General features: G+C 36.6%; 25 protein-coding genes, 1 tRNA gene and 4 pseudogenes. 15 read left to right on the top strand and 15 right to left on the bottom strand.

Annotated elements, in window-relative coordinates; translation table 11 throughout:
• Nucleotides 1-256: 256 nt before the first annotated feature.
• Both CP352_RS05665 and CP352_RS05660 read left to right on the top strand, forming a co-directional pair.
• Complete coding sequence (locus tag CP352_RS05665) at nucleotides 257-523, top strand: FMN-binding protein (RefSeq protein ID WP_061204626.1); 267 nt, start codon at nucleotides 257-259, stop codon at nucleotides 521-523.
• Nucleotides 524-532: 9 nt separating this feature from the next.
• Nucleotides 533-1,048: a hypothetical protein gene (locus CP352_RS05660; protein WP_013086193.1), complete on the top strand. Its 516-nt coding sequence runs from the start codon at nucleotides 533-535 to the stop codon at nucleotides 1,046-1,048.
• 25 nt (nucleotides 1,049-1,073) lie between these two features.
• On the opposite strand, the gene CP352_RS05655 is transcribed toward CP352_RS05660, so the two are convergent.
• The gene (locus tag CP352_RS05655; protein ID WP_005728111.1) at nucleotides 1,074-2,000 is read right to left on the bottom strand and encodes a nucleoside hydrolase; all 927 of its coding nucleotides are present in this window, start codon (nucleotides 1,998-2,000) and stop codon (nucleotides 1,074-1,076) included.
• Nucleotides 2,001-2,130: 130 nt separating this feature from the next.
• Between CP352_RS05655 and CP352_RS05650 the strand changes: the two genes are divergently transcribed.
• Nucleotides 2,131-2,787: a DNA alkylation repair protein gene (locus tag CP352_RS05650; protein WP_023488392.1), complete on the top strand. Its 657-nt coding sequence runs from the start codon at nucleotides 2,131-2,133 to the stop codon at nucleotides 2,785-2,787.
• 63 nt (nucleotides 2,788-2,850) lie between these two features.
• Here CP352_RS05650 and CP352_RS05645 read toward each other — a convergent pair.
• Together CP352_RS05645 and CP352_RS05640 are read right to left on the bottom strand one after the other, a co-directional pair.
• A pseudogene (locus CP352_RS05645) lies at nucleotides 2,851-4,299 on the bottom strand (6-phospho-beta-glucosidase).
• Between the two features lie 86 nt (nucleotides 4,300-4,385).
• A complete protein-coding gene (locus CP352_RS05640) occupies nucleotides 4,386-5,060 on the bottom strand; it encodes a GntR family transcriptional regulator (RefSeq protein ID WP_089145223.1) in 675 nt (224 codons plus the stop codon).
• 90 nt (nucleotides 5,061-5,150) lie between these two features.
• On the opposite strand from CP352_RS05640, the gene CP352_RS05635 reads away from it, so the two are divergent.
• The 3 genes from CP352_RS05635 to CP352_RS05625 all read left to right on the top strand — a co-directional run bounded on the left by CP352_RS05635 (nucleotide 5,151) and on the right by CP352_RS05625 (nucleotide 7,384).
• Nucleotides 5,151-6,185, top strand: a complete 1,035-nt coding sequence (locus CP352_RS05635) for an IS30 family transposase (RefSeq protein ID WP_098034886.1) — start codon at nucleotides 5,151-5,153, stop codon at nucleotides 6,183-6,185.
• A gap of 448 nt (nucleotides 6,186-6,633) precedes the next feature.
• A complete protein-coding gene (locus CP352_RS05630; protein WP_005718920.1) occupies nucleotides 6,634-6,972 on the top strand; it encodes a PTS sugar transporter subunit IIB in 339 nt (112 codons plus the stop codon).
• A gap of 40 nt (nucleotides 6,973-7,012) precedes the next feature.
• Nucleotides 7,013-7,384, top strand: coding sequence for a PTS lactose/cellobiose transporter subunit IIA (locus CP352_RS05625; protein ID WP_005728116.1), 372 nt, complete (start codon nucleotides 7,013-7,015; stop codon nucleotides 7,382-7,384).
• A gap of 169 nt (nucleotides 7,385-7,553) precedes the next feature.
• On the opposite strand, the gene CP352_RS05620 is transcribed toward CP352_RS05625, so the two are convergent.
• From CP352_RS05620 to CP352_RS05590, 7 genes and pseudogenes are all read right to left on the bottom strand, one after another.
• Nucleotides 7,554-7,964, bottom strand: a complete 411-nt coding sequence (locus CP352_RS05620) for a DUF3284 domain-containing protein (RefSeq protein WP_005721311.1) — start codon at nucleotides 7,962-7,964, stop codon at nucleotides 7,554-7,556.
• A gap of 102 nt (nucleotides 7,965-8,066) precedes the next feature.
• On the bottom strand, nucleotides 8,067-9,548 hold the full coding sequence (locus CP352_RS05615; RefSeq protein WP_089143403.1) for a glycoside hydrolase family 1 protein: 1,482 nt from the start codon (nucleotides 9,546-9,548) through the stop codon (nucleotides 8,067-8,069).
• A gap of 9 nt (nucleotides 9,549-9,557) precedes the next feature.
• Entirely contained in the window at nucleotides 9,558-10,280 is a 723-nt protein-coding gene (locus tag CP352_RS05610; RefSeq protein ID WP_057726970.1) for a GntR family transcriptional regulator, read from the bottom strand.
• A 121-nt stretch (nucleotides 10,281-10,401) separates the two neighbouring features.
• Entirely contained in the window at nucleotides 10,402-10,644 is a 243-nt protein-coding gene (locus CP352_RS05605) for a hypothetical protein (RefSeq protein WP_013437702.1), read from the bottom strand.
• Nucleotides 10,645-10,662: 18 nt separating this feature from the next.
• Nucleotides 10,663-12,077: pseudogene (locus tag CP352_RS05600) on the bottom strand (PTS sugar transporter subunit IIC).
• Nucleotides 12,077-13,459 carry a glycoside hydrolase family 1 protein gene (locus CP352_RS05595; protein ID WP_089143404.1) on the bottom strand — a complete coding sequence of 461 codons (1,383 nt, stop codon included), beginning with the start codon at nucleotides 13,457-13,459 and terminating at the stop codon, nucleotides 12,077-12,079. The pseudogene CP352_RS05600 and the gene CP352_RS05595 overlap by 1 nt, the downstream one beginning before the upstream one ends.
• Before the next feature lie 183 nt (nucleotides 13,460-13,642).
• Nucleotides 13,643-14,509, bottom strand: a complete 867-nt coding sequence (locus CP352_RS05590) for an ROK family protein (protein WP_089143405.1) — start codon at nucleotides 14,507-14,509, stop codon at nucleotides 13,643-13,645.
• Between the two features lie 118 nt (nucleotides 14,510-14,627).
• Here CP352_RS05590 and CP352_RS05585 point away from each other — a divergent pair.
• Together CP352_RS05585 and CP352_RS05580 are read left to right on the top strand one after the other, a co-directional pair.
• A pseudogene (locus CP352_RS05585) lies at nucleotides 14,628-15,109 on the top strand (nitroreductase family protein).
• 106 nt (nucleotides 15,110-15,215) lie between these two features.
• Entirely contained in the window at nucleotides 15,216-15,863 is a 648-nt protein-coding gene (locus CP352_RS05580) for a DUF4767 domain-containing protein (RefSeq protein WP_061204964.1), read from the top strand.
• A 79-nt stretch (nucleotides 15,864-15,942) separates the two neighbouring features.
• On the opposite strand, the gene eno is transcribed toward CP352_RS05580, so the two are convergent.
• Nucleotides 15,943-17,229 carry a phosphopyruvate hydratase gene (eno, locus tag CP352_RS05575; protein ID WP_005718938.1) on the bottom strand — a complete coding sequence of 429 codons (1,287 nt, stop codon included), beginning with the start codon at nucleotides 17,227-17,229 and terminating at the stop codon, nucleotides 15,943-15,945.
• A 214-nt stretch (nucleotides 17,230-17,443) separates the two neighbouring features.
• Between eno and CP352_RS05570 the strand changes: the two genes are divergently transcribed.
• Nucleotides 17,444-18,277: a DegV family protein gene (locus CP352_RS05570; RefSeq protein ID WP_061204631.1), complete on the top strand. Its 834-nt coding sequence runs from the start codon at nucleotides 17,444-17,446 to the stop codon at nucleotides 18,275-18,277.
• A 37-nt stretch (nucleotides 18,278-18,314) separates the two neighbouring features.
• Here the strand turns inward: CP352_RS05570 and CP352_RS05565 are convergent, their stop codons facing one another.
• The 3 genes from CP352_RS05565 to CP352_RS05555 form a co-directional block, all read right to left on the bottom strand.
• A complete protein-coding gene (locus CP352_RS05565) occupies nucleotides 18,315-18,890 on the bottom strand; it encodes a phosphatase PAP2 family protein (RefSeq protein ID WP_013086209.1) in 576 nt (191 codons plus the stop codon).
• Nucleotides 18,891-18,993: 103 nt separating this feature from the next.
• Entirely contained in the window at nucleotides 18,994-19,971 is a 978-nt protein-coding gene (gene bsh / locus CP352_RS05560) for a choloylglycine hydrolase (protein WP_089143406.1), read from the bottom strand.
• A 127-nt stretch (nucleotides 19,972-20,098) separates the two neighbouring features.
• Nucleotides 20,099-20,187, bottom strand: a tRNA-Ser gene (locus tag CP352_RS05555).
• 165 nt (nucleotides 20,188-20,352) lie between these two features.
• On the opposite strand from CP352_RS05555, the gene CP352_RS05550 reads away from it, so the two are divergent.
• From CP352_RS05550 to CP352_RS05535, 4 genes are all read left to right on the top strand, one after another.
• Complete coding sequence (locus tag CP352_RS05550) at nucleotides 20,353-21,399, top strand: YeiH family protein (RefSeq protein ID WP_049764564.1); 1,047 nt, start codon at nucleotides 20,353-20,355, stop codon at nucleotides 21,397-21,399.
• A 126-nt stretch (nucleotides 21,400-21,525) separates the two neighbouring features.
• A complete protein-coding gene (locus CP352_RS05545) occupies nucleotides 21,526-21,993 on the top strand; it encodes a DNA starvation/stationary phase protection protein (RefSeq protein WP_089143407.1) in 468 nt (155 codons plus the stop codon).
• Between the two features lie 91 nt (nucleotides 21,994-22,084).
• A complete protein-coding gene (locus CP352_RS05540) occupies nucleotides 22,085-22,297 on the top strand; it encodes a hypothetical protein (RefSeq protein WP_013086213.1) in 213 nt (70 codons plus the stop codon).
• Nucleotides 22,263-23,303, top strand: a complete 1,041-nt coding sequence (locus CP352_RS05535) for an FAD-dependent oxidoreductase (RefSeq protein ID WP_089143408.1) — start codon at nucleotides 22,263-22,265, stop codon at nucleotides 23,301-23,303. Before CP352_RS05540 ends, CP352_RS05535 begins: the two co-directional genes overlap by 35 nt.
• Here CP352_RS05535 and CP352_RS11555 read toward each other — a convergent pair.
• Nucleotides 23,279-23,392, bottom strand: a pseudogene (locus CP352_RS11555) (hypothetical protein); the annotation flags it as partial. The gene CP352_RS05535 and the pseudogene CP352_RS11555 sit on opposite strands and share 25 nt — an antisense overlap.
• 200 nt (nucleotides 23,393-23,592) lie before the next feature.
• Here CP352_RS11555 and CP352_RS05525 point away from each other — a divergent pair.
• On the top strand, nucleotides 23,593-24,189 hold the full coding sequence (locus tag CP352_RS05525; protein ID WP_089143409.1) for an HAD family phosphatase: 597 nt from the start codon (nucleotides 23,593-23,595) through the stop codon (nucleotides 24,187-24,189).
• A gap of 159 nt (nucleotides 24,190-24,348) precedes the next feature.
• Nucleotides 24,349-25,095: a DUF4097 family beta strand repeat-containing protein gene (locus tag CP352_RS05520; protein ID WP_089143410.1), complete on the top strand. Its 747-nt coding sequence runs from the start codon at nucleotides 24,349-24,351 to the stop codon at nucleotides 25,093-25,095.
• Nucleotides 25,096-25,224 lie beyond the last annotated feature (129 nt).

Genomic DNA, 25,224 nt, shown 5'->3' with positions numbered 1-25,224 from the left:
TATCCTGATTGAATAGAGCATTAGCCATATCTTTGGTAAAATCATTCATGAAGGAATCTCTTTTCTAGTATGTTTTTCGTTCAAATCAATCATACGGGAAAAGGATTCCTTTTTCTAATATTCAGGGAAATAAAATTAAGGAAATATTCATCCTTACACAAACTATTTTACGGTCTCTCTTTGTGGCTTTTTTTAGGAATACTGTTATATTTATTATATAGCAGTATTTTTTGTTTTATAAAAAAGAGGAAAAAGGATGTTAAAAGAAGGAACATATAGTGCCAGTGCACGCGGCATGGCAGGCTTTGTAGGTGTGACATTAACTGTAGCTGATAATAAAATTTCAACTGTAGATTTAGATTTATCTACGGAAACGCCGCAGTATGGTCAAAAAGCAGAAAAAACATTAAAGCAGGAAATTTTGGATAAACAATCTGCTGATATCGACGCTGTTACTGGTGCAACATTTACTTCCAATGGGGTTAAAGAGGCTACAAGCGAAGCCTTAAAACAGGCAAAGTAGGAGATAACTGTGCACGTTACTACATATTTCATCATTGCTGTAATTATTCTAGTAGTATTTTTGTTATTCAGATCAGAGCACAAGTTTGAATTCTTAAAGGCTGCAATTTTATTTGTCATTCAGCTGTGTTGTTCAACAATTAATTTCTTAATTTTCATGGTAATTGCGTATTTGATCATGAGTCAATGGGACCATGTTAATTTGGGAAACTTGTTTTTGCTGTTAGCAGCATTTGTTGTACTTTCAGGTGTTTTTGTTTATTGGGGGATGCGACTGGCTAGCAAAATTTTTAAGTTTTCGACAACTACACTCACTTTGGTAGAATATTATATTCAGTGGTCGTTAATATATGTTACAGTTTATCAAGCGATATTTAGTAACATAAAACATATTACTTCAATTACAAACTTCATCAGAGTAGGTAATTTTTTAGATCCAAATTTGTTTGTAGTTGTGATACTGCCATCATTCATTTCAGTTTGGATTGCGGTAATTCTTTACAAAAAGTCAATTAAGGCAATATAAAAAAGAGGCGTGAGCCTCTTTTTTGTTATTTTCTTTCTAAAATTTCATCCATCTTTTGGAAGAAGAGATCCTTATTGGCTTTAGTAACAAGGGTTACTTCTCTTCCTTTAGGATCCCGTACAAAGCTTCCTGCACTTAACCCATCAGTGATGACTCTTGCTTTAGCCGTTTCGGTTTCAACAACTTCTGGATATAGTGCGCTGATTGTAGTTAGCACATCCCAAAGGTAGAGTTCGGCTGATGGTATAGATACGATTAGACTATAGCCTTGTCCTATCAAGTCCATTGCAGGATATTTGCGTAAACTTGCCCAGTGCTGGCGCAACTCATCGTTAAGTGGTAATTCTTCCGTACTTTCTAATCCGACCATCTGAATTGGAATATTTGATTCAAATACGCGTTTAACTGCGTATGGATCCCAAAACGAGTTCCATTCTTGACTACCGTCAGCGTTAACCATAGCAACGTTGCCGTGCCCATCAAGAGAACCACCCATCCAATAAAGTTTTTCAATGTTTTTCTCAATGTCGGGATCGACATCTAAAGCGCGAGCTAGGTCAGTTAACGGACCTGTCATAACTAAAGCGATAGGCTCGTCTGCTTCTTTAATTTTTTCGACCATGTCTAAATGAGCAGGAAGCTTTGCCTGTTGCGTATCAATCTTGCCACTTTCATTGAGCATGGGAAGATAATTAAATGAATAAGTTGCCATCCGCCACTCGTGAGGAAATTGGTTGACTGCACGTGAGTTGGAACGAGCAATAGTCAAATCATCACCACGTAAGTTAAAAAGATCGGTCATTTTGCGACATGCTTCAACACTAGGATCAATGTAGCCGTCTGCATCAATTGCACCAACGCCTAAAAGTTTGATATCTGGTGCTTGTAGTAAGAGCAGATAAGATACTAAATCATCGATATTACCATCATGGTTAAAATAAATTTGTTTCATTGTTTATGCCTTTCTTAATATAGATACTTTTATTCTACCAAGATTTTAGTTGAAATGATCGGGAAGATGATTATTTTTACGATAAGCGTCTCTAGAATTTGGAGACCTCTTTTTGTGCTAAAATAAAAAAATGAATATTGAAACATTAAAAAAAGAATTTAGCGCTCGGGCAAATGAAGAAAAGGCCAATCATCTTGTTGGTTACATGCGAAATCAATTTCTATTCTATGGCCTACAAACACCAGAACGTAGGGCGATTTCTCATAATTTTTTGAAAGATGAAAAGAAGAAAAAAGAAGTTGACTGGAAGTTGCTAGACCAGGCATGGGATGAAGAACAACGCGAATTGCAATATTTTGCCTGTGATTATTTATTGGCAATGAAAAAGTATATTGTTTTTGATGATTTAGCTAAAATTGAGCGTTTTGTTAGAACAAAGCAATGGTGGGATACGATTGACTCATTAATCAAAATTTATGGCTATGTTGGCTTAACGGATAATCGAGTAGACGATCTAATGCTCAAGTGGTCGCAAGATCCAGATTTCTGGGTAAGAAGGGTCGCGATTGAGCATCAATTATTGCGTAAAAAGAAAATGAACACCGCGTTATTACAAAAAATTATTGAAAATAATCTTGATAGTCAGGAGTTTTTTATCAATAAGGCAATTGGCTGGGCTTTGCGTGATTACTCTAAGACCAATCCAGATTGGGTGCGTAACTTCATTGAACTGCATCGAGAGCATTTAGCTAAATTGAGTATTAAAGAAGGCAGTAAATATTTATAAAATAAAAAACTGATATTCAATGATTAAAGTCTGAATATCAGTTTTTTGCTATTAATAGTTTAATTAATCTAAGTCTTGACCGTTAGATTCGATAACTTTCTTGTACCAGAAGAATGAGTCCTTACGTGAACGAGCCAATGTACCTTCACCAGCATCGTTTTTATCAACGTAGATAAAGCCGTAGCGCTTATCCATTTGACCAGTACCTGCAGAAACAAGGTCAATACAGCCCCATGGTAAGTAGCCCATTAAGTTAACTCCATCGAGTTCAACTGCCTTTTCCATTTCTGAAATATGGTTTCTTAAGTAGTCAATTCTGTAGTCATCGTGAATTGACCCATCAGTTTCAACTTTATCGTAAGCTCCAAGACCATTTTCAACGATGAATAATGGTTTGTGATAACGGTCTTGCAATTGATTTAATGCAATTCTTAAGCCTTCTGGGTCAATTTCCCAGCCCCAATCGCTACGCTTTAAGGTTGGATTCTTAGCAACAGCTTTAGCCAAATCAGTTAATTCATCAGGTTTAACTTTTTCGCTAGAAACGGTAGTAGTCTGATAGTAGGAGAAGCCAACGTAGTCAACGGTGCCTTCCTTTAGGACAATTTTATCTTCATCAGTTATATCAGGACGATAGCCATTTCGTTCAATGTAGGCTTCAACTGCATTTGGATATTCACCAAAAACATGTACATCTGAGAACCAGTCACGGCGTTGCTACCATTTATCAGCTAAAAGGACATCATCACTTGATGGAGTGAGCGGACGTACAGGTGAGTAGTTAATCATACAACCGATTTGGAAATCAGGATTAATCTTGTGACCAATCTTAACAGCTAAGGCTGAAGCAACCAATTCATAGTGACCTGCTTGATACATGGCGGCTTCTTTATCTCTGTCAGTCATGCCATCTTTGAACAAAATGCCTGAGTTAGTAGCCATCAAGAAATCATTATTGAATGCAGACTGATTATCAATTTCGTTAAAGGTCATCCAGTACTTAACTTTATTCTTGTAGCGTTTGAAGCAAACTTCTGCAAAACGAACGAAGAAATCGATTACTTTTCGGTTGGTAAAACCACCATAGTTTTTAGCTAAATTAAAAGGCATTTCAAAGTGGGAGAGGGTAATAACGGGTTCAATGCCGTATTCATGACAAGTATCAAATAAATCGTCATAGAACTTTAAACCTTCCTCGTTAGGTTCGGCTTCATCACCATTAGGAAAGATTCTTGTCCAGGCAATTGAAGTTCTAAAAGCCTTGAAGCCCATTTCAGCCATTAATTTAATGTCTTCTTTGTAGTGATGATAAAAATCAATGGCTGAGTGATTAGGATAATTCTTGCCTTCAAGAACACCGTCAGTAATTTCACGTGGCCTAGTAGCTGAACCAACGGTCATTACATCAGCAACAGAAGTACCTTTTCCTCCTTCTTTCCAAGCACCTTCAAGTTGGTGGGCAGCAACTGCACCACCCCATAAAAAGTTTTTAGGCATTTTTGCTGAATACATTAAATTTTTCCTCACTTTCTTGTATGTAATTGGAAACGCTTACGAGAGCCATTTTGCCATAATTGATTTTTTTAATCAAGTAACACTTATTTGCCATTAACTGTTAAATCACCACGGTCATAGCGATTACGTGACTCAGAAATTTCAAAAGGTCGTCCGTCTTCAAGGAATGCCTTTTGCTGAATACATAAAACAGGATCATCATTTTTACATTCAAGATACTTCATATCATATGCATCAGATTTTTCAGCTGTAATAATGCGATCTGCTCGGCCGATCTTAAGCCCAAGATCATTTTGAATATAAGAGTAGATTGACTTGTGCAAAATATCTAGGGTGATACCGGGGATGCGGCTAACTGGCATAACGGTATATTCTAATTTAGCTGGCTTTTTATTTAAAATTCGTTGTCTAATAATATCGTAAACTTCGTCATCTTTTTCTAAACAAAGAGCTTTTCGTTCACTAATACTAGGTTTGCGAATGTTAAAGGCAATCACATTACTGGTTATTGCGAGAGCATTATTGACATGACGAGTAAAGCCGGTATGCTCATTGACATCAGAATTAAGAAAAATGTCGGGAATAGACTTGCTTGTAATAAAGGTCCCATGTCCCTTGACAGTCCGTATTAATTTTTTATTTTGTAAAATCTTTAAGGCGTGAACGATTGTGACCCGACTAGTTTGATATTTTTGGGCCAGTTCAAATTGTTCAGGTAGTTTTCTTGTATATTTTTTCTCAATAATATCTTCCCGGATTTAAAATTGAAGTGCAACACTAAGTGTTAAACAAAAAGGCCATGAAGACCTAAACTTGAAGTGACGAAAAATCAAGAAAGGAAGATCTTCATGACCAATTCAAATTCTAGCATTTCTAAACAATATCATCAATTAACTAGCGTACAACGTGGTCAGATTCAGGCAATGCTGGATTCTGGCATAACTTCCCGTACTGTCATCGCTCAAGAAGTTGGCTGTCATAAATCGACAATCAGTCGCGAAATCAAACGCGGAAGCGTCCTGCAAAGAGACAGCAGCTATGTCTTGTATGAGCACTATTACGCTGATACTGCACAAATTTATCATGAAAAGCGCCGCAGAAACTGCTATAAGCGTAATCCACTGCAACACTATGCCGTCTTTTTCAGAATGCTAAGCAGACGCTTTAAAGCCAAATTTGATGCCACCAGCATCGATGAATTTGTCGGTGAATTTCACAGGATTATGCCAAATTATCCATGTCCTAGCACGCCCACTGTCTATCGTTATATTGATCAAGGATTGCTGGATATAAGCAATATCGACCTGCCAATGAAGCTTAAAAGACGCAGAAACAAACGCCATCATAGTCATGGTGGCCATGCTCCGCATAAAAAGAATCTTGGCAATTCGATTGAACAGCGGCCTAAAGAAGTTGAAAACAGAAAAGTTCCCCTGCACTGGGAAGGCGATTTGGTTAAAGGTGTCAGACGTAAAAATCAACCTGCCTTAATGACACTGACTGAAAGAACCACTCGTTTTGAGGTTGTTATCAAAATTCCTGACTATCGGGCCAGTACTTGTCAAAGACTGCTTCAAAAGGAGATTGACAGACATCCTGCCTGGTTTAAATCAATCACGTTTGACAATGGCTCTGAGTTTGCGGATATGACCAAGATCAAGGGCTGCCAGATTTACTTTGCTCACCCATATTCTCCATGGGAAAGGGGCACCAATGAGAACTGCAATGGTCTTTTGCGTCAATTCTTCCCTAAGGGCAAGAGCATGAAAGACAAGTCAAAAGCTTATGTTCAACAGGCAACTGATGCCATTAACCACAAATATCGCCGAATCCTCCAATATCACACAGCAGAGGAACTCTTCAAGCAATATATTTCTTCATAGCCTAACTGTTGCACTTAATTTGACAATTCAGGTCAATAATATCTTTTTCTATATCATTGGCAATGTCTTGATAGCGACTCAAGATTCTGCCTCCTTTCTATTGTAAAGGAATAAATTACATATACATTCTAACAGTATTCATTTATTAATTGAAAGCGTTTGCTAAAAAATAATTTATTTTTTATGTTAAAGCATACGTATGCAAAGGACTTTGCTTAACATGCTGAGGATATGTATTTGAAAATGCTTACAAAGGGTATATAATATTGGCTGTCAGGAGATAAAAGTATATATCTTTTGCTTGAGATGATTATATAAGCATGGTAAGACTAAGCCGTGCATGTATAATTTTTTGTTTACAAATCAATGAAAGCGTTTTATAATAATTGGTATAGATCAATAAAAGCTAATTAAACTATAAAATAAAAATTTCAGGAGGAAATTTATTATGGCTGAACAAACTATCATGTTAAATTGTAGTGCTGGTATGAGTACTTCACTCTTAGTAACTAAGATGCAAGCTGCTGCTAAGGAACAAGGTATTGATGCAGAAATCTTTGCTTGCCCAGCATCAGAAGCTGATGACAAGATGGCACAACAAGAAATCGATTGTGTACTTCTTGGGCCTCAAGTAAGTTACATGAAGGGTGACTTCGAAAACAAGGTTAAAGGTAAGGGTAAAGACGGTAAGGACATTCCTTTAGACGTAATTAATATGCAAGATTACGGCATGATGAATGGTGCTAACGTTTTGGCACAAGCTGAAAAATTGATCAAAGGTGAATAATTAATTAGCTAAAATAGCTAAGGAAAGTGAGACAGATTTTATGGCAGAAGAAAAGAAAACTCCAGAACAAAAAGAACAAGAAACTTTAATGGCTGCTATGGGTTTAATTGCCAATGGTGGTAATGCAAAGAGTTTAGCCTTTGAAGCAATTCGCTTGGCTAAAAAAGGCGATATTGCAGGTGCTCGTGAAAAGTTGAAGGAAAGTGACAAATCACTTCTTGAAGCTCACAATTCACAAACTGGCATGTTAACTAAAGAAGCGCAAGGCGACCACATGCATGTAACTTTGTTGGTAGTTCACTCTCAAGATCACTTGATGAATGCTATCACTTTTAGAGATTTAGCTGGAGAAATGGTTGATCTTTACGAAAAGCTGTATGAATCTGGCTCTCTTAAAAAAGAAGATAAGTAATCGCTGAAAATGAAAATAACTCCTGCGAATGCGGGAGTTATTTTTTTCGATAATTTTTGCCTGATTTGTGCTTAAATATAATTATTAGGCAAGAAATGAGACGAAGAAAGACCATAACTACAACACAATTAGAAGTAGTTATGGTCTTTTTGCTGCTGAGATGGCGATTTTAAGCTGCAATATTAGCTAAAACATTGTCACCCATTCGTCTTAATTCTTTCTTTGCGCCCATCTTTAATTGGAAATTGTAAAACATAGTTTGGAGTTTGCCGTGTTTCTCGCGGTCAAAGCTAAGCATGTCTTCAGAAAAGGTGATTTTTACGCCTTGATCGTTATCCTCAGTGACATATTTAATCACTAATTCCATTCGATCTGTCTTAAAATGAGCCCCATAGACCTTGTTTCTTTCGTAATCGGTTAATTCTACTTGGGCACCATCCACCTCGTATTTAGTACCTTTAGCAAGCGTTACCGGCATGTCATTACCACGAGCTTTTTTAATAGCAGGAATTAATTGTTCTTCAAGGTAATCAAAGAAGTCCTTAGCCTTGAAGTTGAATTGTTTAGTAATTGTAATCATACTTTTCCTTCTCTCATCTATATTACTTATGCTTTCATCATATCTTTTTAGAAAAATAGAGTCTAGCACTTTTTAGCTAGGCTCTACTTATAAATAAAAGTTTTAGTCTAAATCCTCACCATTTGAGGTGATAACTTTTTTATACCAGTAGAATGAATCTTTAGGATAACGCTTGAGTGAGCCATTGCCACGGTCATCACGATCAACATAGACAAAACCATAACGTTTCTTCATCTCACCAGTCCCATTTGAGACAAGATCGATTGCTGACCAGGTAGTGTATCCCATCAAATCGACACCATCAATTGTGACAGCATCCCGCATTGATTTGATCTGGTCTCGTAAGTAATCAATACGATAGTTATCATGAATTGATCCATCTTTTTCAAGGGTGTCAGCAGAACCTAAACCATTTTCTACTACCCATAGAGGCTTGTGGTAACGATCCCAGAGCTCATTTAGGCCGATTCGTAAAACATCTGGATCAGTTGCCCAGCCCCAAGCATTACTCTCAAGATATGGGTTAACTACACCACCAGCAGAAACATTACCGTTAGCTTTAGCATCAGCTTCATGAGTGGTTAAAACGTTTGAAGTATAGCAAGAAAAACTTAAGAAATCTGCTGGATATTTAGCGATTAATTCATAATCTTCTGGTGTATCATTAAGCTTAATCCCATCACGTTCATATTTCTTAAGACGATAGTTAGGGTAGCGGCCGCCAGTTTGAACATCACTGTAGAAGAGCATCTCTTGCTTGGCTTCCATCACTTTAAGTTGATCAGCAGGATCACAAGTGTAAGGGTAGTAGGCAGAATAAGCTAGCATTTGGCCAACACGGTTGTTGGGGTCAATTTCATGGGCTAATTTAACTACCTTAGCGCTAGCTAAGAATTGATTGTGAGCACCTTGAGCACGATTTTGTTCGCTACCATCGATTAAACCGCCACCCATATAAGGAGCCATGTCCATGGCGTTGATTTCGTTAAAAGTAAGCCAATATCTAACTTTGCCTTTGTAGTGCTTCATCACGATATCAGAGTAGTGAACGAAAGCATCGATTAAATGGCGATCTTTCCAGCCACCGTAGCGGGTAATTAAAGAAAGAGGTGTCTCATAGTGGGATAAAGTTACCAGTGGTTCAATGCCATACTTAGCACATTCATCAAATACTTTATCGTAAAAGGCTAATCCGTCTTCATTAGGTTGTTCGTCATCACCATTTGGCAAAATTCTGGACCAGTTCATTGATAGCCTGAAAACATCAAAGCCCATGTCGGCCATTAATTTAATATCTTCTTGATAGTGGTGATAAAAGTCCGTTCCTTGGTGGCTAGGGTAGTAGTAACCGTCTAAAATAGTTGGAACAGCACCTTCAGGCAGTTTGAAGTCTTTGCCCCAAACTAGGGGAGTAGCACCTGTTTCGCCATTTGGCTTTTTCCAAGTAACCTTACGTGGTTCAGTTGCTGAACCATTAGTTAAAACGTCAACGGCATTTAATCCTTTACCGCCTTCATCATATCCACCTTCATATTGGTTGGCAGCAGTAGCGCCGCCCCAAGTAAATTCTTTTGTAAATGACATATATTACCTCTAAAAACGATTATTATCTAACAATACATAATCACGGGTATCGTAACGATTCTTGCTGACAGAATATTCGACAGGTTGACCATTAGTAAGCCAAATAATCTGTTCTAATTCAAGAATAGGATCATCTTTTTTGGCATTTAAATATTTTTGATCATATTCGTCTGCTTTATTAGCACGAATCTTACGATAAGCGTGTCCAAATTTTAAATTAAGATTCTTATGGATGTAATCATAAATTGATTTATGCAAAATGTTTTCATCAAGATCAGGAATTAATTTAACCGGCATGTAAGTATGCTCAAGGGTAAGTGGTTTATCATTATAAAGTCTTAAACGAACAATATTATAAATCGGTTCTGTTTTTTTGATTTCAAGATTTCTTTGCATTTGTTCATCAGGAAACTCTACAGAGAAATGAATAATTTGACTCTTAATGGCATCTTTACCCATTTGATTTCTTAAACCAATGAATGCGTTAGCTGGAGCATCAACTTTTTCCTTAATTGGAATTTCTCCAGTAACGAAGGTGCCAAGTCCGGATTGTTTATAAACCAGACCCTGTCGTTCAAGACCATCAAATGCTTTTTTGACAGTTAAGCGACTGACATTAAATTCTTGAGCAAATGTCTCTTGATCGGGAAGAGGCTCTTGCTTATTGTAGATGCCTTGTTTAATTCTTTTTCTTAATTCATTTGCTACTTCTAGATATTTTGCCTTTGCCATGTTTTTCCATTCTATTTCTATATTAGATTTATATTTTTATTATATAGCAAAGTCTATACTTTAGTAAAAAAGAGACATTATTTTACTATTTTTATAGCCTAACAACGTCTCTTTTTATGAATTATTTCAAATCTTTAATACCTTGATCAATTGCATCATCACAGTCAATAGGGAGTCGTAAAACCATTTGACCATCGATTTCAATTCCTTTAGGGATTTGGATAACACCAGGGAAGTGATATCCATGATGAGCTTTGGTTTCATCATCTAAGTATACAGATACTTGACCATCGGCTTTGACGCCAATTTTATAATGATGACCGTCACGATCAAATTCATTTACAATTTTTTCTTCATTATTCAATTTTAAATACCTCTTTTATTATTTAGTTTCGTTTGCTTGTTCACGTTTAAGTAAGATATTGTCATACTTCTTAGCAAATGGCCAATAGATCAAAGTAGAAATTACTAGAGTACATGCTTGCCAAATGGCCATCTTCCAACCTCCGATTAGGAATCCGGAAATAACAGCTGGCGTAGTCCAAGGTGCAGCCATACCATTTAATGGTGGAACAATACCAAATCTGATTACGCAGTAAGTAGAGATAGCTACGACAATTGGAGTTAAGAAGAATGGAATTGCAAGGAATGGGTTCATAACGATAGGCATACCGAAGAGGAATGGTTCGTTAATGTTGAAGATACCAGGTACTAATTCCAATTTACCTAATGATTTCATTTGTGCTGATTTAGCAGCAATTAAGATGAAGATAACTAAACCGATAGTAATACCAGAACCGGTTAAGTTAATAAAGTTGTTGTAGAATTCGTTAGTAACAACGTGAGCACCGTTGGCAATAGTTAATTTGCCGGCTCTGTATAATTGAGCGTTGTCAAATGAGTTTGCTTGAAGAAGTGAACCAGCAATGGAACCAACAATCAAACCACCGTGAACACCGAAGAACCAGAAGAATGGCACTAAGAAAGCGATAACAACTGCACCACCAAATGAATCTGATACACCTTGTAATGGTGATTGAATGGTTTTGTATACCCATTGTAAGAAGTCAGTGTGTGCAAAGTTATTAAATGCACCGAAGATAAGCATAGTAACAATTAAGATTACACCAGCTGGAATCATAGCAGTAAATTGGTTAGATACTGCAGGTGGAACTTGCTTAGGAAGCTTAATAGTCCAACCAGCTTTCATCATTGCTGAGTAAGCCCAACCAACAATCAAACCTACGATAATGGCAGCGATCATACCGTCACCACCAAGCCAATTGATGTTGATAACACCAGTTACAGGAGCTTCCAAAAATGTTTGTAAAGCATGAGGTAACTTATCAATATTTTCAGCAACCACCTTGCCGCTCATTTGACCGTTATTGATACCGGAAGTTAAAGCGGCTTTTAATGGGCTGTCGATTGCTAAAGTTTGGAGCATTAAGAAGGAAGCACATGCAGTAAGCCCACCAGCTAATGGTTCATAGCCTTCATTTTTAACATAAATATAAGCAATACCAATTGAGCCCCAAAGTGCCATAACGTTAAAAGTTGTGGTGTAGGCTTGATTGAAAATTGCCCCCAACCAGAAGCATTAATTGCATTAGCCACTGCTGGAATAGGGATGTTGGATAAAATTAAGAAAATAGAACCAACAATAATGAATGGCAAAGTATAGATCATACCATTCTGTAAAGCAACAATAGCTTTAGTATTAACAAATTTCATAATGGGTGGCAGAATTTTGCTGTTCACAAAATTACTGAACCCAGATTGTTTTTGATCAGTCATTATAATTCATCTCCATTATCTTTAAGTACCTTTTGAAACCAATAGAATGATTTCTTAGGCACACGTTTTAAATCTTTTAAATCGTGGTTTGATCTGTTGACGTAAATAGCACCGTAGCGCTTTTCCATATCAGCATGAGAGCTTGGAATATCGATTAAGCCCCAGCCGAGATAGCCAAGAACCTTAGCACCATCATCAAAAATGGCATCCTTCATGGCTTTAATGTGATCGCGATGATATGCAATTCTCTCATCATCTTCGATCATATTCTTGCCATCCCATGTTTCTTTAAGACCAATCCCATTTTCAATAGGGAAAATAGGAATACGGTAGTAGTTATACATGGTAGTGATTGCATTTCTGAAGCCAAGTGGATCGATTGCCCAGCCCCAATCGTTAGTTTTTACGTATTTGGCTTCTACGCCGCCTTGGTTAAGGTAGCGGTTAGGAGCCTCACCGGCAGGAATTTTGTCACTTGATAATACCCATGATGAGTAATATGAAAAGGCAAGGAAGTCAGCTTTAGCTTTTTTCATAATTTCTTTGTCTTCATCAGTGATATCCATGTTGATGTGATGGTTCTTGGCATATTGCATTACTTCTGGTGAGTAACCACGACCAGTATCAGCATCATAAATATTGAAGTTTAAAAATTCTTGAACTTGTTTGGCAGACCAAATATCTTTAGGTTTGCTGGTAGCTGGATAAATTTGTTGGTAGGCAAGCATACCGCCAATTTTTACATCAGAATAATTTTCGTGGATGTAATTAGCTAATTGAATGTGACACATCATCGTATGGTGGAAGATGGTGTACATATCATCTAAGCTCTTTTCACCATGTTCATAACCTGAAATATTGAAAACTTCATCTTGGAAGTAAAGGTTATGTTCATTGAAAACGATCCAATACTTTACCCGGTCACCGAAGTGATCAATCATCTTTTTACCAAAGCGAACGAACGCGTCAACTACATGCGGTGACATAAAGCCATTGTATTTCTTAGCTAAATTCAGTGGCATGTCGAAATGGTAAAGACAAATCATTGGTTCAATGCCACGTTTAAGCATCGCATTGATTAAACGATCATAAAAGTCGATACCTTTTTCGTTGAAGTCGCCGTCGCCATCAGGACATACACGTGACCATGAAATTTGAATTCGATACATGTTCAGGTGCATATCTTTCATTAAGTCGAGGTCTTCATCGTATCTATGATATTCATCAATTGCTACATGCCAATCAGTTGTTTTGTCAGTAGCAGGGCGAACATCATAAACGGAGAGACCTTTGCCATCTTCATTCCAAGCACCTTCAGTTTGCATACTTGAAACTGAGTTACCCCAGAAAAAGGTGGATGGCAATTTGCGCTTTTCAGTCATCTATTTCCTCTCTTCCTCTGTAAGCACTTTCATTTATCTACATAAATAAGTATATCAGATTAATAATGAAAATAAAGATCTAATTAGTTAAAAATCTATACTTTTACTTTACATAAAGAAAAAAGCCCATTTATATAGGCTTGTAGAAAGATTATTTTAGATAAAATAACAATTATAGTTTGATTAATTTTGATGCTTTTGCTCGAAATTAGCAACTGCTCCACGCAAGTTGGCATCGCTTTTTAGTGAACAGAGGGCAATGACAGGCTTTAAGGTATGTAAGTCTGAATTTGCTTCAATTTGATCAATTTCTTTGTTTAGGAGAGGAATTAACTCAGGGTTGTTAGAAATGCCACCACCTAGAACTATTTTTTCAGGATCAAAGCTGTGTTGAATATTGTAGATGGCAACTGCCAGGGAATGAATTAGAGTAGAGCGGACATCGCTTGCAACGGGATCATCTTGATCAGCTAAGGCAAAAACGGTTTTACCATCAAGATTTTTACCGGTTCTTTCATTATAATGGTTAGCCATTGTAACCGGAGAAGCAAGTTCGCTTAAAGTATGTGTTCCCATTAGCATGTAGCCAAATTCACCGCCAAAAAGATGAGCCCCGTGCCAAACTTTTTGATTAATAATTAAGGCTCCACCAATTCCGGTACCGATAACAAAAAAGGCCATTGAATTGCAACCTTTTCCAGCACCAGCAGCTAATTCACCTAAGGCAGCAGAGTTAGCATCATTTTCGATAGATACAGGTAATTCAAATCTTTTTTCTAATTCGTCAACAATCTTAAAATTATGGATGTAAGGCAAGGCAGATGAGCCACCAATGATTCCAGTCTTTTGATCAACGGCACCGGGTGAGGAGATAGCTACTCCTTCGATTTTAGTATCTTGTTTGATTTTATTAATTTCTGCTGTTAAAACATCATAAAAGCCATTTAAATCCTTAGGAGTATCAACTGCATGGTTATTTTGTAATTTGCCATCTTTCCAAGTTGCGAGTTTAATCGTTGTACCACCAATATCAATTGCTGCTAAATTCATTATGTATTCACCTCATAAAAATCTATACTTTTTACCACCATCATAATTATTCATGAAAACGTTGTCAATAAAATCTTGAATGCTAAAATAGGCATGTAAAGTAAAAACGGAGGCATATATGGTTAATTCAATTTTTACAAATCGGAGAGCTGTTAGAAACTTTAGCAGTGAATAGACGATGAGATTAAGAGTCTAATTGCTGCTTTTCAAACGACTCCTTGTGGAATGCATCAGACAGATGTAATGAGCTTGGTGGTTGTTAAAGATGAAGCATTGCGCGACAAGATTGAGACGAAGACCGATAATGCGTGTTATCATGCCCCAGTATTATTTATAATTAATACTAAAAAAGACAGCATGTTTGGCGAGCGGTATGCATCCTGTGGTGCAGAGAACATTATGCTTGAGGCGACAGACTTAGATCTTGGCTCAGTTTATGTAATGGGCGGCGCAGCTAGATTAAATGATGACAGCGAATTGCAGAAGGAGCTGGGGATTGATCCTGCCTTTCAGACGAGTGTCATCGTGCCGGTTGGCAAGATTGGAGAAAAACCGGAAGCAACGGATCGTTCAAATCGTTATCAAGTTACAATTTATTAATTAAAAAGAGCTAATGTGAAAATTAGCTCTTTTTTTGTTTAAACAGCGGTTAAAGAGGGAGGTTTTGTGTGATAATAGACATAAGAAATAACAAATGGAGCTATTTATGAATAGAAAAATTTTTGTAGGTATTGCTGCAGTCACTTTAGCTGTGACTTTGACGGGTTGTAGTCAAGTACATTTTGGTAAAGATGCAGTGACGATTGGTGAAGTAAAACAAAATAAGAAAACAGTAAACGTAAAAAAGGCTAAATCTGCCAAGGTACAGTCTTCAAGTTCCAAGAAGATTAAGCCTAAAAAAGACTCGAAAAAGAAAATCAAAGAGAATAAGAAAAATAAGACTAAAAAGTCGGCTGTTGTAATTTGGAATACAGCTAAGACAGCCAAGTTAAAGACTGCAGTCAATAACTGGGGTAAAAAGTCCGGTCAGACCTATCAGTTTTATGATGGGAAAAAGAATTTAAAGACCAAAAAGGGTGCAACTTATCCTGGAGTGCTAGCAACTAATCGGTTTGTTTTGAATGAAAAGTCAATTAAGATAGGCTACAGTCCAACGGGCAAGGCAAAATATGATTATAATGTGCTGGCAATAGCTAATGATGACTTTAAATCTTGGCACAATACTTACTTATTCTGCCTTAAAACTAACAAACCAATTATCTTGCTTGATCAATCTAAGAATGGTAATCCAATTATAGTTAAAGTAGTCAAAGATACATCTTTGAATAAAATCTTTAGTCAATTAGTAAAATAAAGATTAAATGAGTAAGCAAAAAAGCATGAGAAAATTAATTCTCATGCTTTTTTTGAAATTGTACTCGGTTAACTCGAAATTAATCGTGATCAACATCGTCTGGGAAGAAGGCAAGACGTTCACCATCGCCAAGTTCTTCTTCGATTTCAAGTAAGCGGTTGTACTTTTCAACACGTTCTGAACGAGCTGGAGCACCGGTCTTAAGTTGACCACCGTTAACAGCAACAGCTAAGTCAGCGATAAAGGTGTCACCAGTTTCACCTGAACGGTGAGAAATCATAGTGTTGTAACCGTTCTTACGTGAAAGACGGATAGTTTCAAGGGTTTCAGTAACAGTACCGATTTGGTTCAACTTGATAAGTGAAGCGTTACCAGCACCTTCCTTGATAGCCTTAGTCAAAAGTGCAGGGTTAGTACAAATGAAGTCGTCAAGAACGATTTGGATACGGTCCTTGTGGCTCTTAGTGAACTTAACCATACCGTCAACATCGTTTTCGTCGTATGGGTCTTCCATAGAAATTAATTCTGGGAATTCGTCCAAAAGCTTGTCGTAGTAATCTGCTAATTCTTCATCAGTAAGAACCTTACCTTCAAGGTGGTACTTGTGATCATCCTTGTTGTAGAAGTATGAAGCAGCACAGTCACATGCAATAGCGATATCTTCACCTGGCTTGTAACCAGCCTTGATGATTGATTCGTGAAGAGCCTTCAAAGCTTCTTCTGAGTTCTTCATGTTAGGAGCGAAACCACCTTCGTCACCTAAACCAGTTTCGTAACCCATGTCTTCAAGAACCTTCTTCAAGGTGTGGTATACGTTAACGATCTTTTCGAAACCGTCACGGAATGAAGTCTTAGCAACTGGAGTGATCATGAATTCTTGAATGTCGATACCGTTGTCAGCGTGTTCACCACCGTTGATAACGTTGTGGAAAGTTTGTGGCATTTCAAGATCAGTACCGCCAAGGTATCTGTACAATGGAAGGTGAGCATCGTTAGCAGCTGCAACTGCAACAGCCATAGATACACCTAAGATAGCGTTGGCACCAAGACGACCCTTGTTTGGAGTACCGTCTAAGTCAATCATGGTCTTGTCAATCTTTGGTTGGTTGTATGGGTCCATACCCTTAAGAGCATCGTTAATTTCAGTGTTAACGTTGTTAACAGCCTTTGAAACACCCTTACCACCAAGACGTGAACCACCGTCACGTAATTCAACAGCTTCGTTTTCACCAGTTGAAGCACCTGATGGAACTTCAGCCTTACCTACGACACCGTTTGAAAGAGTAACGTGAACTTCAACAGTTGGGTTACCACGTGAGTCGAAAATTTCAAGTGCGTGTACATTTTCAATAACTGATTTGAGCATTAATAAACCTCCTCAAAAATTATGGTATGTTTTTCATACCATACGGAACAATTTTTGCTCCGCTTTACATCTCAAATTTTAGCCTAACTTTGTGACGGTGTAAACATATGAAAGCGGTTTACATTTTAAAAATTAGTAAAGCAGCCTAAAAAACTCTATATCAAAGGACTATAATATATGTATTAAAATAAATACAAAAAATAAGGAATCTAAAATGGAAAATATTAAATTAATTGTTGACTCAAGTGCCAATATGAATAATGATCCGGCGCGTAATTTGGAAGTAGTGCCTCTGACAATTTCTTTTGGTGGTAAGGACTACCTTGATAATCAAGATTTGAATATGAAGGAATTTTTGTCCAATATGAACCAAAATAATGTGGCAGGCAAAACAACTTGTCCAAGTATTCAAGCATGGCTTGACGCACTTGAAGGAACAGAAAAAGCGATTATCGTCACAATGACCAGCGGGATGAGTGGCACTTTTTCTTCAGCCCTTCAGGCAAAAGCAATGTATGAGGAAAAACATCCCTTGAGTAAAATTATAGTAGTTGATTCAAGAAGTGCGGGACCTGAGCTAGCAATCATAGTCCATGGTATTGAGAAAATGCTGCAAGGTGAAATGCGCTTTGTAGATCTAGAAGAAGCAATTGCTAAGTTTAGAATGCAGACTCATTTGCTTTTTGTTTTGCAATCACTACATAATTTATCTTTAAACGGTCGTGTTTCACCAGCTGTAGCCAAAATCGCAGGTTTGCTCAAAATCAACTTGATCGGAACAGCAAGTAAAGAAGGAAAACTTGAGCCACTTACTAAGGCTCGTGGAATGAAAAAGGCCATCCGTGAAATTATCAAGTATATGAAGGAAGATAATTATCACGGTGGCGAAGTGATAATCGATCATTGCGAAAATGAAAAAGATGCAGAAATAATTAAAAATAAAATATTGGAGGAATACCCTGAAGCTCAAATTACTATTCGTCCAATGCATGGTTTATGTAGTTTCTATGCTGAAGAAGGCGGCATTATGGTAGGCTTTCATGAATAAAAAAAGGATCACGCTCAAGTGCTGAACGTGATCCTTTTTAAATCGCTAAAAATAGTTGCTGCGAAATACTGAAACAAACGATTGCTAAACTAGTAGCACCAAGAACATCAGAAGGATAGTGGGCCTTTAAACTTAAACGAGAGAAAATTACCATTGCCCAAATAGCTACTACGGCAATAACAAATCCGGTTCCAAGATCTTTGGCAAATAGTTGTAGTACGATTAAGCCCATGGTTGTGGCACCTAAAACATGACCGCTGGGAAAGCTATAGCCATCTTCTTTATCGGAATGTAATAATGGTCGCTTGCGCCGAATAAGTTTTTTTAGAATAATACCAGAAATGTCAGCAAATCCTAGAGTTCCTAATACCCAAAGAGCGGTTAGATTTCGTTCTTCGTTTAAAAGTAGGCCTGCTAATAATACATCCCAAACGACCATTAGTTTAGGATCATTAATAAAAGCGATAACCTGCCAGCTGTAGCCATCATGACGTTTGACCAATTGGTGGTGAAGCCAGTGATCAAATAGATTGAAACGACGTGAATTTTTGATATTAAAAATAAGCCAGAGCAAAACTGCCGCAGACAGTAGCAGTACAAAATAATTATTCATTAATAAAAAAATCCCCAATTACTATATAAGTACAATCTATTTTAACCGGAAAAACAAAAATAATGCTAATCTTTAAATAAAATTAACATTATTTTTCAATTATTTAGTTTTGGTGATTAAATGTTGGTTTAGTTAACATATCATACTTGATTAATTCCTTAGCATCGAGGTCTTCTTTGTTTATGTCAACGACATTAATTTGCTGATTAGTATAAGTAGTGTAATAGAAAATCCCCTTGTCAAGGTTGGTACCATCAGAGTAAATAGTGTATTCAAATGAATTAGGGCCAACTTGATCAAGTCCTTTTTGTTGTTCAACAGAATGCAAAATATGGAAGTAATTGTCTACGTTTTCTTCCTCACTTTTACCAACAGGAGCGTTGAACTTGTTAAAAGCTACACGAACAAAGCGCGATTCTGAATCCATCCCACCTGGCAAATTGCGTGAACCAAGCCCACGGCTGTAGCCATTCATATTGACCTCTTTTGAAAAGTTGTTCTTAGGCATTGCAGGTGAAACATCAGCATAATTATTTAAATTAAATAATTGACATGAAAACTGAGGATTGTTAGTCAGGCAACCGACAGGATTATCATAAACGTGCATTCCATCTTTATCGGTTTCAACGACAATTGAAACACCTGTCTTATCGGCAATTAACCAATGAAGTGGGGATGCCTGCATCTTGTCAGAGAAATTAAGGTTAACAATGTTGATCTTTTTAAGTAATACCTTAGCATCCGCTACAGTTGCGCATTGACCCAGAATCCAGGGAATAAATTCAAATGAAGCAATGTTGTCTTTATTGGCAACTTCATCATAGTAGGTAGCATTGTCAGGGTAGTTAAGTCCTGCCATGCCTAAACCTTTTTCATTAGCTGCGTCAAAGTAGAGCGGATAATTACCAGCATCAAGTGCAATACCAACCATAGCATAATGATGCTTCATTTCAGGCATCTTGCGGAAGTTGAAAGTATAATTGCGTGGGGTAACTACAACTTGTTGGCCGAAAGTAATCTCAAGATCGAGGTTACGTCCAAAATAGTGATCTTGTGGACTGAAAATAATTGAAGTACACATAATATATAATCTCTTTTCTATATCTTCAAATAATGTGCTATTAGCAAGTATAGCATTTAAATATTAAAAAATGACTAAGATAAAAAAGACCAAGCACTGCACTTGGTCTTTTCCACATATTGACAAAAGGAGTGTACAGGATTTGAACCTGCGCGCCAAGGAAAACTTGGTTCGCCGGATTTCGAGTCCGGTGCATTACCACTCTGCCAACACTCCGTAACAAAAGTATTATAACCTACTTAACTAAATAATGCCAAAATATTTTATTTTTAGTTAATGTGAATTTATTAACAATTTACCTTGTCAAAAATAGAAAATAATAGTATACTTATTACTATCATCATAAAGGGAGTTGTGTTTGTCAAATTAAACAGATCACATATGGAGGGATTTTTGTTGACAAACATAATTAAAACTAAATCATTCTGGTTAGCTACGGCGATGACCTTATTTTGTTCTGTAGCAGGAATTTTCTTGGCTAAATTGCCATACGTAAACTTAATCGGGGCATTGGTAATTGCATTGTTATTAGGGATTGCATTGCAAATAACGCCTCAGAGCGTACAAGCTGAAGCGAAAGCTGGCATGGGTTTTATTTCCAACAAGTTTTTAAGATTAGGGATTATCTTGTTAGGATTTAGACTCAATTTGACTAAGTTGGCTGATGCAGGAGTTAAGACTATACTGGTTGCGGCGCTGGCAGTTAGTGGAACAATTGTGCTTACTTATTGGCTTAGCCGTAAGTTTGGTGCTGAAGATGAGTTAGCTATTTTGTCGGCTTGTGGTTGTGGAGTTTGTGGTGCAGCTGCCGTTATGGGCGTGTCACCACAAATTGAGACAAGCGATGAAGAAAGAAAAAGAGAAAACGAAGTTCTAGCGGTGGCCGTTGTTTGTGTCATGGGAACGGTGTTTACATTACTTGAAATCGTGCTCAAACCGCTTCTTGGCTTAACTGATACACAATATGGAGTAGTAGCGGGTGGATCTTTACACGAAATTGCTCATGCGGTTGCAGCGGGAAGTGCTTTTGGTGAAGTCAGTTTGGATAGCGCTCTAATTATGAAGTTATCTCGTGTATTACTTTTAGCACCGGTTGCTTTAATTGTGGGCTATTGGTACCAAAAGCGTTTGGTTACGGAAAGTGAAGCAGAACATATTAGAGCACCGAAGAAATTACCAATTCCTTGGTTCTTGGGTGGATTTATCTTAACTAGTATTATTGGTACATTTTTACCAATGTCTGCGCGGACTTTAGACTTCTTAGTGCAAGCAGCATATGTCTTTTTAGGGATGGCAATGGCTGCATTGGGAATTTCCGTTAACTTCAAGGTAATCTTTAAGCGTGGCGGTTCAGTCTTTGGGGCTGCCGCAGTTAGCTCAACTTGTTTGTTGGTATTCATGATTATTATGAGTAAAATTTTCTTTTAAACTTACTTAAAAATGTGCTTGTTCGGGCACATTTTTTATTACATAAAACATATAATTTGATGAAAGCGATAACAAAATATATAATAGTTATATAAAGCAAGTTACTAATTGAAAGAGGGCTAATTTATGAAGTATCCTAAAACCAAAGAAATATTAAATCAAGCTGTTGCTGATACTACTCAATTAATGATGGTTGTCCGCCAACAACATTGGTATATGCGTGGACCTGAATTTTTAAAATTGCACCCATATTTAGACGAGGTAATGGATGAACTTGATGAACAACGTGACTTGATCTCTGAAAGATTGATTACCATTGATGGGTCACCATATTCAAGCTTACAGGAAGTGCTTGATCATACTAAGATCGAAGCTCATCCTGGCGAATGGGGAATTTCAACTAGAGAAAGATTTGCGACTATCATTGCTGGTTATCGTTATTTGGAGCACCTTTATGAAGAAGGGATCAAGGTAAGTGACGAGGAAGGCGACTATGGCTCAAATGATATCTTAACGTCATGCCATACAGATATTGAAAAGAGAATCTGGATGATGCAAGCTCAAATCGGCAAGGCCCCTAAGATTGATGAATAAAATATAGATTAAATGAATGCGTCCACATCCTACTTGGGAAGGGGATGCATTTTTGTTATAATCGAAAACTATAGAATATAAGGGGATTTTTTTGCAAATAAGAACTGCTACTGTTCAAGATTTAAGCCAAATTTGTGCTTTTTACAAACAAGTTTGTCTTGATCAAAAAACGGATGATTATAGTCCCGACTGGCATTGGGGTGTTTACCCGAGTGAAGAAGGATTAAAGCAGCAAATTAATAATGCGACTGTAATTATAGCTACCGACAATGATAAGGTTATTGAACTTTGTCGATCATGTTAATAAAAATGCAACTAAGGAGCACGATCAAAAATTCTTAAAACAATTGTTAGAAGAGTCTGGAAAAACATTTGATGATTTAGTAGCCTTAACAAATTCGCAAGTAAGTATTTTTTCTGATAGTCCAATTATTATTGCTAATTTCACTAATGGCGCACATTTAGCAGAAATGCTGGCTAATTATATTAAAGAACATGGCGGCGGGTTTTATTTGAACAGTCGGGTTACAAAAATAATAGATGATGGAACCAAAGTATCAGGGTTGCAAGTGAGAAATTCAGCAGGTGAATTTACTATTAGTGCTAAAGCTGTAGTAATTGCCACAGGCAGTGCTTCTTATGAAAAGGATGATCTTCTTAATAAGGTCACACCATCTGTTGCTAAGGTTCATGTCTTTAACGAAGCTAGTCCTGCCAATACTGGTGATGGTTATAGTTTACTGAAAGCTGTTAATGCAGAGTTTTCAAATAATGATGTTTATAAGAATGGAACGATTGATTTTGCCCCACAATTATTTATCACTTGGAATACTGTACCTGATTATTCAAAAACAATGTTAATTGATGAGAATGGCAAACGTTTTTCTAATGAGGCACCATGTAATTTCTTGAATTTAACAACGGAAATGTACAAGCATGGAAGTGAAAAGTATTATTTGATTTATGATGGCAAAAAAATGGATTCATCATTTAAGGAAAAACTAGATAAAGTAGAAGAAAATCCCCAAGTATATGTACATGCCAATTCAATTGTTGAACTAGCTAATAAATTGAAGATTGATGCAAATAGTCTAAAAGATACTTTTGTAAAATATCAAAATGCTACTGAGACAGGTAAGGATGAATTTGGCAAAGACAAAACGCATCTTGAAAAGTTTACTGGCAATGACTTTTATGCAGTATATGCAATGCTAGGGTCATGGGAAACAATTAACATGAAAACGAAAAGTGGAGCAACGAAGCGAGCAATTAAACTGCACCAATTTGGTAGAATATCCAATAGAAGATAGCTGTAGATATGATCAAAGATCATAAACACAACTGCTAAAGTTTTTAATTGATTGCCGTCTAGGCTGAATGCTTTTTTATTCAAAATCATCATCCTTTTTATGTAATTGATAATAATCATTATACTGTATTATGTGTCTGTTACAATGCTCTTGGCTAAAAGATTTAATGATTTCACTTATCCTGTGTTTATTTGATAAAAAGAAAAAGTCAATTTTTATTTTTCTTTCGCAGTGATACAAGAAAGCATAAAATTAAGATGTGAATTAAAAGTATTAGAAGGGACATTTTATGCTAAAGAATATTATTTTTGATTTCGGTAATGTCATCATGAATTACAATCCTGATGAAATCCTCAATCATTATGAACTGACTCCACAAGAACATGATTTATTGAGAAAAACGATTTTTGAATCAAAAGAATGGTCTGAAATTGATGCAGGAAAAATCGATGAAAAAGAAGCAATGGAGATTTTCATTGGTCGCGTACCTGTGGAGTTAAAAAATAAGGTAAGGCAAATTATGCTTACTTGGCCACAAAATGTTGATTTTTATGAATCAGTTTTTCATTTTATTAATGAGCTAAGAGAAGATGGTTATAAAATCTACGCCTTGTCTAATACAGGGATGGAATTTGCTAACTTTGTTAAAAATTCTTCGATGGGTGATTATTTTGATGGTTTTGTCTTTTCTGCTCAGGAAAAAATGATGAAGCCTGATAAGCAGATTTATCAATGTTTGTTAAAACGATATGATTTAAAGCCAGAAGAATGTTTATTTGTTGATGATTTGGGAAATAATACCAAAGCTGCAAGTGAATTAGGGATACAGGCGTTCACGTTTAAAATTGATCGTTTAGACGAATTGAAAAAGAAAATTTTAGGATAAAGGATAGACGACTTAAGTTAAAACTTAAGTTGTCTATTTTTGCATTTCAGCCGCAAATTCTGACCACTTAGTAAATTACGGTTGAAAAATAGTAATATGATAGTAAACTTAAAGAAAAATAAGAACAATAACTAAAAGGTAAAAATGAGGAGAAAGAAAATGTTTTTTGACAAAAATGAAGACAATGAAGTGAAAATTGTTGATGAAGTTTTAAGTAATGATAGCTTTGACAAGTTAAGCGTTGATTTAGTAGATATTGATTTTACATTGGTTGGCGGCGATCAGTTCGAGGTACATTACCACGGTCCAGAAGATAAGAAGCCGATTGTAACTAATACAGACAAAGCACTTGAATTAAAAGAACCTAAGGTTGAACGCAAGAATGGTAAATTCTGGAAAAGAAAGCATGTTGAAATCAGTATTGTGAGTCAAGATGATATTGGTGCATTAAAAGTTATAGTGCCGGTAGAACATAAATTAGTTAACGCTACTTTGAAGTTGACTAGTGGTGACACTGTTGTAAAACAAGTTGAGTTAGAGACATTAACATTTACTGCTCTTAGTGGTGATCTTCATTTGAAGAAAGTAAAAGTAGATGAAGTTGCAATAACTGAAACTTCAGGTGATATTAAATTAAAGAAGGTATTGCTAAATCGTGGTAAGATTAAGCTAGTTAGCGGTGACTTTACCATTAAAGATAGCCAAATTCTTGATGATCTTGATGTGGCAACGACTTCAGGTGATAATTTGGCTGAAAATATTGAAGTGGATCAATGTGATTTGAAGACTGTAGTCGGTGATAATTCAATCTTTGGTGGTAAGGCAACTCATGCACAGGTAGGTAAGGAGACAAATGGCAGTCACTTAGGGATGCACACAGTGTCAGGTGATAATACAGTAAAATAATTAGAATATTAAAAAGAGACCAGCTGTCTTCATAGACAAACCGGTCTCCTTTTAATTAATGCTACTGGTTGTTATTAGCAACTAATCATTTTTGCATCCAACGTTAGAAAAATATGCTTTTCATACTTT

It is taken from the genome of Lactobacillus sp. UMNPBX1, from assembly GCF_002554085.1.
GTDB classification, from domain to species: domain Bacteria; phylum Bacillota; class Bacilli; order Lactobacillales; family Lactobacillaceae; genus Lactobacillus; species Lactobacillus crispatus.
The sequence above is the reverse complement of the archived record's forward strand: the minus strand, read 5'-3'. Positions and strand labels throughout refer to the sequence as shown.

Excerpts from the sequence above, each read along its gene's own strand:
- CP352_RS05625 (WP_005728116.1), top strand. The coding sequence starts at position 7,013 with ATGGCAGAAGAAAAGAAAACTCCAGAACAAAAAGAACAAGAAACTTTA.
- CP352_RS05580 (WP_061204964.1), top strand. The coding sequence starts at position 15,216 with ATGAATAGAAAAATTTTTGTAGGTATTGCTGCAGTCACTTTAGCTGTG.
- CP352_RS05545 (WP_089143407.1), top strand. The coding sequence starts at position 21,526 with ATGAAGTATCCTAAAACCAAAGAAATATTAAATCAAGCTGTTGCTGAT.
- CP352_RS05565 (WP_013086209.1), bottom strand. The coding sequence starts at position 18,890 with ATGAATAATTATTTTGTACTGCTACTGTCTGCGGCAGTTTTGCTCTGG.
- CP352_RS05655 (WP_005728111.1), bottom strand. The coding sequence starts at position 2,000 with ATGAAACAAATTTATTTTAACCATGATGGTAATATCGATGATTTAGTA.
- CP352_RS05665 (WP_061204626.1), top strand. The coding sequence starts at position 257 with ATGTTAAAAGAAGGAACATATAGTGCCAGTGCACGCGGCATGGCAGGC.
- CP352_RS05520 (WP_089143410.1), top strand. The coding sequence starts at position 24,349 with ATGTTTTTTGACAAAAATGAAGACAATGAAGTGAAAATTGTTGATGAA.
- CP352_RS05630 (WP_005718920.1), top strand. The coding sequence starts at position 6,634 with ATGGCTGAACAAACTATCATGTTAAATTGTAGTGCTGGTATGAGTACT.
- CP352_RS05570 (WP_061204631.1), top strand. The coding sequence starts at position 17,444 with ATGGAAAATATTAAATTAATTGTTGACTCAAGTGCCAATATGAATAAT.
- eno (WP_005718938.1), bottom strand. The coding sequence starts at position 17,229 with ATGCTCAAATCAGTTATTGAAAATGTACACGCACTTGAAATTTTCGAC.
- CP352_RS05595 (WP_089143404.1), bottom strand. The coding sequence starts at position 13,459 with ATGACTGAAAAGCGCAAATTGCCATCCACCTTTTTCTGGGGTAACTCA.
- CP352_RS05550 (WP_049764564.1), top strand. The coding sequence starts at position 20,353 with ATGGAGGGATTTTTGTTGACAAACATAATTAAAACTAAATCATTCTGG.
- bsh (WP_089143406.1), bottom strand. The coding sequence starts at position 19,971 with ATGTGTACTTCAATTATTTTCAGTCCACAAGATCACTATTTTGGACGT.
- CP352_RS05635 (WP_098034886.1), top strand. The coding sequence starts at position 5,151 with ATGACCAATTCAAATTCTAGCATTTCTAAACAATATCATCAATTAACT.
- CP352_RS05590 (WP_089143405.1), bottom strand. The coding sequence starts at position 14,509 with ATGAATTTAGCAGCAATTGATATTGGTGGTACAACGATTAAACTCGCA.
- CP352_RS05535 (WP_089143408.1), top strand. The coding sequence starts at position 22,263 with ATGATAAGGTTATTGAACTTTGTCGATCATGTTAATAAAAATGCAACT.
- CP352_RS05525 (WP_089143409.1), top strand. The coding sequence starts at position 23,593 with ATGCTAAAGAATATTATTTTTGATTTCGGTAATGTCATCATGAATTAC.
- CP352_RS05620 (WP_005721311.1), bottom strand. The coding sequence starts at position 7,964 with ATGATTACAATTACTAAACAATTCAACTTCAAGGCTAAGGACTTCTTT.
- CP352_RS05650 (WP_023488392.1), top strand. The coding sequence starts at position 2,131 with ATGAATATTGAAACATTAAAAAAAGAATTTAGCGCTCGGGCAAATGAA.
- CP352_RS05610 (WP_057726970.1), bottom strand. The coding sequence starts at position 10,280 with ATGGCAAAGGCAAAATATCTAGAAGTAGCAAATGAATTAAGAAAAAGA.
- CP352_RS05615 (WP_089143403.1), bottom strand. The coding sequence starts at position 9,548 with ATGTCATTTACAAAAGAATTTACTTGGGGCGGCGCTACTGCTGCCAAC.